This window comes from Spiractinospora alimapuensis (assembly GCF_018437505.1).
GTDB classification, from domain to species: Bacteria; Actinomycetota; Actinomycetes; order Streptosporangiales; family Streptosporangiaceae; genus Spiractinospora; species Spiractinospora alimapuensis.
Genome location: NZ_CP072467.1, coordinates 5,188,089 through 5,199,785 on the forward strand (window position 1 = coordinate 5,188,089; position 11,697 = coordinate 5,199,785).

Here is an 11,697-nt window from a genome sequence, read left to right on the forward strand (position 1 = left end):
TTCCATGCTCGGGTAGGCCATGTGCGCAGTGTCCTTACTGTGCGGGGGCGGGGCACGTGTGTCTGCTCGAATGATTGTCCACGAACGAGTGAGCTGTGTCCATGCGAGGAAAGGTGAATTCCGGCCGAATGATTATGTGTTGTAATCATTCGATCACTGAAAGTGTTGCACTGATGGATTGTCCGGGTGGCAATCGATATAGGCTCCGACGTTGTTTTTCGTTCGAATGTCCATGCTTTAGTAGCTCCTAGCCAGCGGTTCGGCTCCGTGTAATGCGTGACCCGCCCTGCCGTGTGTCGTGGCTGATCGACGTGGCTCGCCGCGCAATTGGGGTATTGCTGACTGTCCCGCCGGCGAGACAGTCTTCACCTTTTATTCGCCCTTCGGGTGGGTGGTCTGTCCGGGTTGTCGGGGGGCTCGCTTGGCGTGATCAGCACATGGTGTGACTGGTGGTCAATGCGCAGAGTAACGGGATCGCGATTGCGAACACAGAGCGTGGTCGCGCTCGGGTGGGCGTTCTGTTCGCGAAAAACCGGAGAAAGTCTTTCTGGAGCGGTGAATAGTATTGTTCGTCTCCCGTGTCTGGCCTCGTCGCGGTGAGCGACGTAGATTGCTGCCATGCCAGAGCGTGCGAATATCGACTTTGATTCTGTTGTCAAGATGATCGAAGAAGTCTCGGGTGTTTCGGGGGATTCGGTCCGGAAAGACAGTCTTCTCGTCGAGGACCTGGATATCGACTCCCTCACCATGGTGGAAATAGCGTTCAATCTGCAGCGGGAGATCGGGATCGAGATCCCCGACGAGAAGCTCGCCGACGTACGCACCCCTCAGGACCTCCACGACTTGTTGATCAACGGTGACCACTAGCTGGTCTCGGCATCGCTGGGGATCCCCGAACCATCACTGAGCAGAGGCGGCACCGTGACTTTTCTCGATACCTCCCCCGAGGAGCTGCTGAGTAATGGCACAGCGGCCCCGGAAATCAATGACCGTCCCTGGTCTGTTCGTTGGGACCACGAGAGTGGCGCCGCTGAGCGAATCGCCGCGCGGTTCCCCCCGCTGGTTGATTTCCATACCTCGGGGAGCACCGGGGAGTCCCAACGGTGGCGTAGGTCGTGGGACCAACTGTGGCGGGAGGCCGGCATGTTGGCCGACCTGGCGGGGCGAGACCGGCCGGACGCCGTGCTGTCCTTCGCTCCGCCCCGCCACGTCTACGGGGCCCTGGCCACACTGCTCATGCCGGCGCGCCTCGGCCGCCCCGCCTGGTACCGGCCCCAATACTTCGGGCATATGCCCGCGCCGGCCGGCAGGCGATGGACCATCGTGGCCGTGCCGTGGACGTACTCCATCCTGCTCCGACAACGAGCGTGGATCGAACAGGTGAGCCACATATCGGTGCTGCACAGCACCGCCATGCTTCCGCCGACGGCCGAACGACTCCTACGTCGCCTGGGGCCGGACAAGATGTCGCTCACCGAGATCTTCGGGTCCACGGAGACCGGGGGTATCGCCTGGAGAACCAGAGAACGTGACGACCCACCGTGGAACCTCTTCGCCGACGTGGAGTACGCGAAGACCACGGAGGACGGACGGGAGGCCCCATTGGTCGTCCGCAGTCCCCGGTTGGCGATCGGAGCGTCGGGAGCCCGCCTGGATCTCTGGGAGACGGGCGACTACGTCACCCCCGACGGCGACCGCCGCTTCCGTTTCTCCGGTCGAAGGGAACGGCTGGTCAAGGTCAACGGTCGACGCGTCAACCTCGACGTCGTGGAGTCGGATTTCCGGTCGGTGCTGCCCTGCGCGGACCTGGCGTGCCTGCCCATGTCGCACGACGTCAGCGGAGAGCACATCGAGCTCCTCATCGTCCCCGGGCCCGACGGCGTGCGCGGGGAGGACGACGTGCGAGGCCGGCTCGCCGCGGCGCAGGGGCAACTCCAGCCACGCCAGATCACCTTCGTTCCGAGTATCGACCGGTCGGACTCCGGCAAACCGCGACAGCGACAGCCTGGCTCCCCCCACTCCCTGGAGGTCACCGAATGAAGACGCCGACGACGCACCCCACGCGTGAGACCGTGGGCGCGCGGGTGGGGAGTCTGTTGCGCGATGCGGCGGAGGACGCGCTGATAGCGCCCTGCTCGGCGGAGGAGCTCGCCGGGATGCGCGCCAGCGTCCATACGCTCGCCGACACCGTCGCCACCGACCAGGTCTACGGGGTGACCCGCGGCTTCGGCGCCCTCGTCGAGTACGAGGCGGCCGCGTCGCGGCTGGCTCAGGGAACGGGGCTGATCTCTCACCTGGGAACCGGTCAGGGTGAGCCGCTGAGCCCCCAGGTGAGTCGACTCGTGCTGTGGTTACGGTTGCAGAGCATGCGTCGCGGGTTCTCCGCGGTGGAGCCGGAGTTCTGGGACCAGATCGCGGGTCTGTGGAACCGCGGGTTCACCCCCGTCATCCCGTCGGAGGGCACGGTCAGCGCGAGTGGTGACCTACAGCCGCTCGCCCACGCCGCCCTCGCCTTCACCGGCTTCGGCGAGGCGTGGACTCGCGGCGACACAGGACAGTGGACCCGCCAGCCGGCGCAGGACGCCCTGCGTGCCCTCGGGCACCACCCACTGAGATGGCCGGCGCGAGAGGCCCTCGGCTTCGTCAACGGCTCCAGTGTCAGCCTTGCCGTGAGCCTGGTGAACCACCGAGAGAGCCTGCTGATCGCGCGTGCCGTCGCGGCCCTCACCGCACGGATCGTCCGCCTGCTCCAGGCGACCCCCGAGGCCTACGACGACGCCTTCGCGACCGCCCGAGGCCAGGCCGGACAACGGACGGCGGCACGCTGGATTCGCGACGACCTGCCAGTGGACGCCAAACGCGGGCACGACCGACCGCTCCAGGAGCCCTACAGTCTGCGATGCGCGCCCCAGGTGATCGGCGCTGTCCTGGACCAGTTGGCCCTCACCGAGGACATCCTGGTGCGCGAGGCCGAGGGCTGCACCGACAACCCGATCAGTCACGAGGGGCGGATCCTGCACGGTGGCAACTTCCACGCCCTACCCGTCGGCCTGTGCTCCGACCAAGCCGGACTCGCCCTCCACCAGGTCGCCTACCTCGCCGAGCGCCAGCTCGCACTCCTCTGCTCGCCGGGCACCAACGGCGGTATGGCGCCGATGCTCACGCCGAACCCGGGAGCCGCCACCGGCGTCGCCGGAGTCCAACTCAGCGCGACCTCCTTCGTGTCCCGGATCCGCCAACTCGTCTACCCCGCCAGCCTGACCTCGCTCCCCACCAACGGTGCCAACCAGGACCACGTCCCCATGGCCCTGAACGGCGCGGCGTCGGTCACCAAGGCCGTCGACCTCGCCTGGCTCATCGTCGGGTCGCTCGCGGTCGCCGTCGCCCAGGGCTCCGCGCTGGTACCCACACCCCTCCCCACACCTCACCCTTGGTCCGCTCTCGCGGAACTGTCGCCCCCCATGGACCTCGACCGCCCCCTCGCCGCCGAGGTCCGTGCCGCCGCCAGCCTCATGCGCCAAGCCGCTGAGACGTGGGTCGACGAATCGAACCCCTGACCATCCAATCGGCGTATGGATCAGTGGAGCGTGACTCGGAGTGAGCCCCCACCGAATGCGCGGGGGCCTGGCCGTGGCGACGTCGCCCGGTGTGGTCCTGGATCGGGTTGGCAGGCTGGTGTCGGCGACGGCCCGCTCCTCGCTCGAACGGTCATCGGCGTCGGTCGGGTGTCGCGCTCGCGATCGCGGGTCGTGTCCGCGATCCGCCCATGCGCACTGCGTGCCCAGCGGTACGTTCACCGCCGACCGACCGGGCACACGCACCGACGGCCACTCCTCGACCCGCGGGGACGGACGTTGAGGGGCGGCACGCTGACCGGGGTGGGAGGGCGCGGGGCTGGTCCACCGCAGCGGGGCCGTGGTCGTGTCGAGGCGGCGTGCCGGCCACCGCTGGTCACGCCACGGTGGCCACCCCGGTGCGTGGCCCCTTCCTCACCGGCCCGTGGCCGCGGGGCGATGAGGTGGCAGCACCGCGCGACTGGCGCCGGTCGGTGCTTGTCGGGCCGGGATCCGGGGGCGACGTGGTGTGGTGGGCGCGGGTGTCGAGGCACCCTCCACCACCCACCGCGCGGGGGCTTGACCGTGGCGTCCAGGATGCGCGAGCCGACGTTCCCGACCAGGCGCACGCAACTGTCTCCGCCGAACCCTCCCCTGACCGTCGAGCACAGAGAACGTCCGTTGACCCCAGGGCGCTGTTCGACGGCCCGGCGGCCTCGGTGGAGCGTGGCTTCGATGGGGCGACCGGGTGCGCCCCTGGGCCGGTCCGACGTGCGCGTGCCATCGAGGGGGGCCGGGGTGCGGGCCGTCCTCGAGGTCCGCGGAGCGCCGTGGGGCCGCGGCGCGCACTCGTCCCAGTCCCTGGTGGACGCGCTGGCCCTTCCAGGGGACCGTTCGCGTGGAACCGGGACCAGACCCGTGCGTCGAGCGTCGGGTGGGAGGCCCCGCCCCGGCGCTAGCCAGCCGCTGGCCGCGATCCACCCCAGCGGGGCGAACGGCGATCGACCATCCCAGGAGCCCGGCCGATCGCGGCCTTCTCTGTTCGCCGTCCTTCACCGTCTGACGACCGACCCGCCGCCAATTCGGGAGCGCCATGTTCTTCGAACCACTTCCCACTCCCACCACCGCGCCCGCGTCAGGGAACCTGATGCCGGTCGGGGCCCGGACCGGTCACACAGCGACGTTGGAGTACTTCCCTGACGTGGTGCGGCGCATCGCGGGGGAACGACCGGACCAGCCGGCGCTGACGGTGCTGGACGGGGGGATCGCCGCCGCCGACATCGAGGACGACGCCTTGACACGCGGTGCGCGGACCCTGGACTACGCGACGCTGGACCTACGGGTGCGAGCGCTGGCCGTCGCGCTGCGGGAGCGGTGTGACTCCGGGACGCGGGTCGCCATCCTCTGCGCGCACGACGAGCACTACATCGTCGCCTTCCTCGCCTGCCTCTACGCCGACGTGGTGGGGGTACCGCTGCACGCTCCGGAGTTCTTTCGGGGTCAGGCACGGCTGCGGGCCGTGCTTCGGGGCAGCGCCCCGGGCGTCGTGTTGACCACCTCCCGCCTGGACCGACCCGTGCGCGTCGCGTTGAAGGACGCGGCCGCCCGGGCCGAGGTCATGCACGTCGACACTCTGGACACCGCGGCGGCCGGGGCGTGGCGCCGGCCCGACTACGCGCCGGGACGCGTCGCGTACCTGCAGTACACCTCCGGCTCCACGCGGGCGCCGGAGGGTGTGCGGATCAGTCACCGGAACCTCGCCGTGGCGGCATGGCAGTTGCGGCGCCACTTCATGCCCGCCCGGACCGCGGTCTCCTGGGTGCCGCTCTTCCACGACATGGGGCTGATCTGCGGCGTGGTCAGTCCGTTGGCCGCGGGCGTCCACATGGTGCACATGAGTCCCGTGCAGTTCCTGCGTGACCCCTTCCTGTGGTTGGCCATGATCTCCCACACGAGGGCGGACTGGACCGTCGCGCCGAACTTCGCCCTGCGGTACTGCGTCGACGCGGTCGACCCGAAACGCGCCGCGTCACTCGCGCTCGACTCCCTGAGCGTCCTCGCCATCGGCGGCGAGATGGTCCGCCCCGAGACCCTGGACGTCTTCGCGGACCGGTTCTCGGTGGCCGGGTTCCATCCGTCCGCTCTCGCCCCCAGCTATGGACTCGCGGAGGCCACGCTCACTGTCGCGGTGTCGCCACGGGGCGCGGGGAACCAGCCACGCGCCTTCGACCGCTCCGCACTCGTGCGCGGCGTCGCGACACCGGCCCCCTCGGCGGGGGCGGTCGGACCCACCACCCGACTCGTCGGCTGCGGGGAGGTCGTCGCCGCGATGGACATCCGGATCGTGGACCCCGACCAGCGTCGGGTGCTGGCACCCGGGCACGTGGGCGAGGTCTGGGTCCGCGGCCCGAACTGTTCGGACGGGTACTGGGGCGCCGCGGAGGACCCGCTGGAGCGATTCTCAGCCCGCCTGGTGGGGGAGGACGACGACGGGAGGCCATGGGTCCGGACCCGAGACGCCGGCTTCGTTCACGAAGGTGCCCTCTACGTCACGGGTCGAATCGACGACGCGATCATCCTGCGAGGTGAGAACCACTTCCCCGAGGATCTCGAAGGCACGGTCGAGGAGGCGCTGCCCGGAACCCGAGCCGTCGTCATCGCCGTGGAACCCGAGTACGTGGGCGGGAGGCGTCCTGACCCTCGAGTCGTCGTGCTGGTGGAGACACGACGCCGGTCGGTCGGCGGTCCCGAGGTCCCTGAACCGATCGACACGGTTCGCCGTGCGGTCCGCCGCGAGCACGGCGTCGCGGTGGCGGACGTCGTGCTCGTTCGGTCCGGCAGCCTCCCCCGGACGACGAGTGGAAAGCCGAGGCGCGCCGCCTGTCGGGAGCGCTATGTGGCCGGTGCGCTGCGCTGACCCTGGCGGGCGAGCTCCAGAAGTGCCGGAACCACGTCGGTGGGAGTCGGCATGGCGGACATCTCGTCGCCGAGGCGCGCTGCGGCGGCGCCAAAGGTGGGGTCGGTGAGAAGCCGTTCGACCTCGGCGCGTACCCGGCCCGGCGTCGCCGCCTCCTGGTCGATCCGTAGTCCCACGCCCAGCGCGTCGAGCACGCGCGCCATGCTGGGTGCCTCCAGTTGGGAGGGGATCGCCAGTTGGGGCAGGCGATAGAGCGAGCTGGTGGCCGTCGAGCCGAAGCCGGCGTGGTGCACCATGACCGCACAGGTGGGGGCGAGCGCGTGTAGCGGAACGAAGTCACGGCAGCGCACGTTGACCGGCATGTCCGTGCCGTCGGTGACCGGTGCCGCGACGACTTCCACGTCCAGACCGGCCAGTTCCCGGACGATCTCCCGCACCGGAAGGGGAATCCGTGCGCCACGGTCGGAGGCGGTGAGGCCCAGACTGATCCCCACACGTGGGCGGGAGGGCGGCTCGCGGAGCCACGCGTCGACGGCCGAGGGCCCGTTGTAGGGGACATAGCGCATCGGGACGTAGGTGATCCCGGAGGGAAGCCGAAACGCGGACGGCAGTTGGTCGATGGTCGCGTACCCGAGTGTGAGCCGCTCGGTGTACTCGACCCCCGCGGCGTCGGCCACCCGCGCGAGCCAGGACGCCAACGGGTCGTCCTTCGGTCCGAGTCCGTGATCGTCCCGCAGTCGCACGAACTCCTCGCGGAGACGTCCGTGGACGTCGACCCCGAGTGTCGTGCGTACGTGGGGAACACCGACCGCCTCAGCCGCGACGGCACCCACGTAGGTGGTCGGCTCCCACACCACCAGATCCGGTTCCCATGATCGGCAGAACTCGATCAACTCCCCGCCGATCGCCTCGTTGATCAACTGGAACCACCACGGAACGATCATCTCGTAGCCGGCCCGTAGCCGCTCCCACGTCAGCTCCTCGGAAGGAACGTCGGCGGCGTCGAACGGCGGGACCTGGGCCCAGCGGGTCGCGCCGAGGACGGTCTGGAGTACCCGCCAGAGGTCGTGGTCGTGCCCCACCGGGACCGCGGTCAGGCCGGTCCGGGTGATCGCTCCCTCCAGTTCCGGGTTGCTCGCGATCCGGACCTCGTGCCCCGCGGCCCGAAAGGCCCACGCCAGGGGAACCATGCTGAACAGATGGGACTTCTCCGAGTACGTCGCGAACAATATACGCATTTTCCGCCTTTCGGTTTCGAGGTCGCGCATTGCTGTCTACGGACGCGCCGAGTATTCTCGAATTCACGATTCCCGCTGAAGGGTTCACTGTATCGCGGTGTCAAGAATTACTGCCGACTCGGATGGTGTGCATGAAGGGGATCATACTCGCCGGTGGTGGCGGGACCCGATTAATGCCGGTCACCTCCACCGTTTCCAAACAACTGTTACCCGTGTTCGACAAGCCGATGATCTACTATCCACTGTCCGTGTTGATGTTGGCGAACATCAGGGAAGTTCTCATAATATGTTCGCCGGATTCAATGGCGCCGATTCAGGCGGCCCTGGGCGACGGTTCTCGCATCGGCATCGACATCAGCTACGCCCTCCAAGAGGAACCGCGGGGCATCGCCGACGCGTATCGGGTGGGGGCGGACTACGTCGACGGCTCCAGCTCGGCGCTCATCCTGGGCGACAACATCTTCCACGGACCAGGCTTCAGCCTGACGCTGCGTCAGGCGCGGGAGAAATTGGACGGATGTTTCCTGTTCGGCCACACCGTGTCCGACCCCGAGCGCTACGCCGTCGGAGAGGTCGACGAGAACGAGGAACTCGTTCGGATCGAGGAGAAGCCCGAGGCGCCCCGGGCCAACAACGCGATCACCGGACTGTACTTCTACGACGCGGACGTCGTGGAGATCGCCCGCCAGATACAACCGTCCCCGCGTGGAGAACTGGAGATCACGGACGTCAACCAGGTCTACCTGGAGATGGGGCGGGTCGGGTTCGAGCCGCTGGGACGTGGATTCACCTGGCTGGACGCCGGCACGTACCGGTCGTTGCAGGACGCGAGTCAGTACGTGCAGATGATCGCCGACCGGCAGGGGATCAGGGTCGCCTGCCTGGAGGAGGTCGCGGCCCGCATGGGGTTCATCGACAGCGACGCGTGCTACGAACTCGGTCTGGCGATGCGCGGATCGGAGTACGGGCGCTACGTCATGAGTGTCGCCGCCGAACTCGGGTGATGGAGGGAGAGCGATGAGGATAGTCGTCACCGGTGGCGCCGGCTTCGTGGGTTCGAACTTCGTCCGCCGGATCCTGGACGAGCGGGACCCCGCGATCCCCGGCGTGACCGAGCTGGTGCTCGTGGACCTGCTGACGTACGCGGGAAACCGGTCCAGCGTCGTCGAGGTCCTGGCGGACCCGCGGGTGCGGTTCATCCACGGCGACGTGCGCGATCCCGACGTGGTCCGCGCGGCCTGCGCGGGGTCGAGGATCGTGGTGCACTTCGCGGCGGAGAGCCACGTGGACCGCTCGATCGAGAATGGGACACGGTTTCTGGACACCAACGTCATGGGGTCCCACGTCCTGTTCGAGGCCGCCGCCGCCGCGGGCGCGGAACGGGTCGTGCTCGTCTCCACCGACGAGGTGTGCGGCTCCCTCGCCGAAGGCGAGGCCGACGAGGACGCGCCCCAGAGGCCCAACTCCCTGTACTCCGCCTCCAAGGGCGCGGCCGAACTCGTGGCGCGCGCATGGCACGTGACCCACGGGCTGCCGGTGTCGACGGTGCGCGCTTGCAACACCTACGGGCCCTTCCAACACCCGGAGAAACTCATCCCGCGGTTCGTCACCAATCTGCTGCGAGGCGAGAAACTTCCCCTGTACGGCGACGGGCGCAATATCAGAGAATGGATGCACGTCCACGACCACTGTCAGGGTGTCGCCCTGGTCGCCCAGAAAGGAAGAGCGGGCGAGACCTACCACCTGGGTAGCGGATTCCGGACCAGTAATCTGGACCTGACGGCGCGAATTCTACGGCTCGCCGGGCAGGACTGGGAATCGGTGTGTTATGTTCCCGACAGGAAAGGGCACGACTTCCGATATTCGCTCGCCACCCGGAAAATCAGAACCGAACTGGGTTTTCGGGTGGAAGTTCCGTTCGACGTCGGGCTGGAGCGCACTTTCGGATGGTATTTCGAGAACAGGGACTGGTGGTCGCCACTGCGCGCCGGTCGTGGGGTTCCCGTGACGGATCCGGGGCTCCCGTGATGAGGATGAGGTGAGTCGCGTGCCGGACCAGAGTGAGGTACTCGCGGAGATCGAGCAGTTCGTCAAGGAGTCGCTGAACACCGCGGGTGACGGTGACCTGGCCACGAACATTCACGACCTGGACTCCTTCAGCGTCGTCCGGCTGCTTCTGCACCTGGAACGGGCGTTCGACGTCTCGGTCCTGGAGGAGCTGCCCAACTTCGAGGGCGTGGAGTTCGCCGAGCTCGCCGAGTTCGTGGTGCGAGCGGCCGAGCAGCCAACGACGAACTCCTGAGCGCGGGAAGGCCCCCACAATGGCGACGGTCCCATCCGACATCCTCCGTCCCGAACGCGTCGTCATCACCGGAAGGGGAGTGGTGTCACCGGTCGGACCGAACTGGGAGCAGACCTGGCGCGGCCTCGTCGCCGGCCGGAGCGGCATCGGCCCCATCACGGAGTTCGAGGCCGATGACCTGCCCGTACGCATCGGCGGCGAGCTGACCGGCTTCGACGCCACCGACCACCTCTCCCGCACCCTGCTGCGCCGTGTCGACTGGCCGCTGCGCCCGCTCCTCGCCGCCGCCCAGATGGCGCGGGACGAGGCCGGCCTCGCCCTGGACACGGCGACGGCCCCCCGGGCCGGCGTGCTCGCCGGCTCCATCATCGGTTCGACCCGCCTGGCCATCGCCAGCCAAAACGCCCTCGACCAGGAAGGCTACGGAGGGGTGGGCCCCTTCGTCTTCCCCACCATGGGTGTCAGCGTGGCGGGTGAGATGAGCCTCCTCCTGGGCGCCCGCGGCCCGTGCATGGAACTCGTGGCCGCCTGCGCGACCGGGACGGCGTGTGTGGGCGAGGGGATGCGCCTCATCCAGAGCGGTGCCGCCGACGTGGTCTTCGCTGGGGGAGTGGACGCGTTCACCCGCCTCGAGATCGCCGCGGCCGCGCGCGCCCGAACACTGTCCCGCGACAACGACGACCCCGCCCGGGCCAGTCGCCCTTTCGACACCGGCCGCGACGGCTTCGTCATGGCGGCCGGAGCGGGAGTCCTGGTCCTGGAGAGCCTCAGCCACGCCCGACGCCGCGACGCCGAGATCCTCGCCGAGGTCGCGGGATACGCCGCCACCAGTGACGCCCACCAGCTCACGGCCCCACCCCCCGAGGCCCCCGAGGTCGAACGGGCCGTCCGCCGCGCGCTCGCCTCCGCCGACGTGGAACCAGCCGACGTGGACTACGTGAACGCCCACGGCACGGCCACTCCCACCAACGACACCAACGAGCTCACCGTGCTCCGGCGGGTTCTGCCCGACCACGCCACGACGACCCCCGTCAGCTCCACGAAGAGCATGACCGGCCACATGCTCGCCGCCAGCGGTGCCGTCGAAGCCGCCGTCGTCACGGAGGTCGTCCGCACCGGCGTCATTCCTCCCACCGTCAACTGCGACCATCCTGAGTTCCCCGACATGGCGCTCGTCCCACACAGGGCGATCACCCGCCCTGTCGACGTGGCCCTCAGCAACTCCTTCGGCTTCGGCGGCCACAACGCCGTCCTGGCCGTCCGCGCCTGGCGGGAGAGCTGAGGCGCGCCACGAGACGCCGTCTCGCACCGAGAACAGGCGGGTGACCGGCGCGCCCCCACGCCCCCGCCTGTGCGGGGCGACGCGCGGCAGCCGCCAGTCGCGGCGGATCCATCTTCCTGGGCGCGCCATCCGCGCTGGACCTCGGACTGACCTCGGGACCACACGCGACGGAGGTCCTGGCGCCCCGGAAACCGCACCGAGGTCCACCACCTCACTCGACGCCCCAGCGGACGTCCGGGCCGGCCGTGCCAGGCCTGCCGCGCCCCCCGACATTCCCAGGTGGGCGGTCGACCCGCTCAGAGGATCAGGCGGTCGCGGCCCGCTACGGCGAGCGGGCCGCGACCGATGACGGGACCGTGCGGGCCCGCCTCCATCGGTGGCTGGCTCCGCGGCCTCACGCGTAC

Annotated in this window: 9 protein-coding genes; 8 read left to right on the top strand and 1 reads right to left on the bottom strand. The window is 69.0% G+C overall.

Going from position 1 to position 11,697, the window contains the following annotated elements; translation table 11 throughout:
* Positions 1 to 618: 618 nt before the first annotated feature.
* The 4 genes from J4H86_RS24265 to J4H86_RS24280 all read left to right on the top strand — a co-directional run bounded on the left by J4H86_RS24265 (position 619) and on the right by J4H86_RS24280 (position 6,471).
* On the top strand, positions 619 to 867 hold the full coding sequence (locus J4H86_RS24265) for an acyl carrier protein (RefSeq protein ID WP_236540643.1): 249 nt from the start codon (positions 619 to 621) through the stop codon (positions 865 to 867).
* Positions 868 to 1,143: 276 nt separating this feature from the next.
* Positions 1,144 to 2,040, top strand: coding sequence for a class I adenylate-forming enzyme family protein (locus J4H86_RS24270; RefSeq protein WP_236540644.1), 897 nt, complete (start codon positions 1,144 to 1,146; stop codon positions 2,038 to 2,040).
* Positions 2,037 to 3,557 (top strand): aromatic amino acid ammonia-lyase, encoded by a 1,521-nt coding sequence (locus J4H86_RS24275; RefSeq protein ID WP_236540645.1) that lies wholly within the window; start codon positions 2,037 to 2,039, stop codon positions 3,555 to 3,557. The genes J4H86_RS24270 and J4H86_RS24275 overlap by 4 nt, the downstream gene beginning before the upstream one ends.
* Before the next feature lie 1,090 nt (positions 3,558 to 4,647).
* On the top strand, positions 4,648 to 6,471 hold the full coding sequence (locus tag J4H86_RS24280) for a fatty acyl-AMP ligase (protein WP_236540646.1): 1,824 nt from the start codon (positions 4,648 to 4,650) through the stop codon (positions 6,469 to 6,471).
* Here J4H86_RS24280 and J4H86_RS24285 read toward each other — a convergent pair.
* Positions 6,447 to 7,709 carry an activator-dependent family glycosyltransferase gene (locus J4H86_RS24285; RefSeq protein WP_236540647.1) on the bottom strand — a complete coding sequence of 421 codons (1,263 nt, stop codon included), beginning with the start codon at positions 7,707 to 7,709 and terminating at the stop codon, positions 6,447 to 6,449. The two genes, J4H86_RS24280 and J4H86_RS24285, sit on opposite strands and share 25 nt — an antisense overlap.
* Before the next feature lie 131 nt (positions 7,710 to 7,840).
* On the opposite strand from J4H86_RS24285, the gene rfbA reads away from it, so the two are divergent.
* Genes rfbA through J4H86_RS24305 form a run of 4 tightly spaced genes read left to right on the top strand, consistent with a single transcriptional unit; the run spans position 7,841 to position 11,293 of the window.
* On the top strand, positions 7,841 to 8,713 hold the full coding sequence (gene rfbA, locus J4H86_RS24290; RefSeq protein ID WP_236540648.1) for a glucose-1-phosphate thymidylyltransferase RfbA: 873 nt from the start codon (positions 7,841 to 7,843) through the stop codon (positions 8,711 to 8,713).
* A 13-nt stretch (positions 8,714 to 8,726) separates the two neighbouring features.
* The gene (locus J4H86_RS24295; protein ID WP_236540649.1) at positions 8,727 to 9,737 is read left to right on the top strand and encodes a dTDP-glucose 4,6-dehydratase; all 1,011 of its coding nucleotides are present in this window, start codon (positions 8,727 to 8,729) and stop codon (positions 9,735 to 9,737) included.
* A gap of 19 nt (positions 9,738 to 9,756) precedes the next feature.
* Positions 9,757 to 10,011 carry a hypothetical protein gene (locus J4H86_RS24300; protein ID WP_236540650.1) on the top strand — a complete coding sequence of 85 codons (255 nt, stop codon included), beginning with the start codon at positions 9,757 to 9,759 and terminating at the stop codon, positions 10,009 to 10,011.
* Between the two features lie 19 nt (positions 10,012 to 10,030).
* The gene (locus J4H86_RS24305; RefSeq protein ID WP_236540651.1) at positions 10,031 to 11,293 is read left to right on the top strand and encodes a beta-ketoacyl-[acyl-carrier-protein] synthase family protein; all 1,263 of its coding nucleotides are present in this window, start codon (positions 10,031 to 10,033) and stop codon (positions 11,291 to 11,293) included.
* Positions 11,294 to 11,697: the final 404 nt, after the last annotated feature.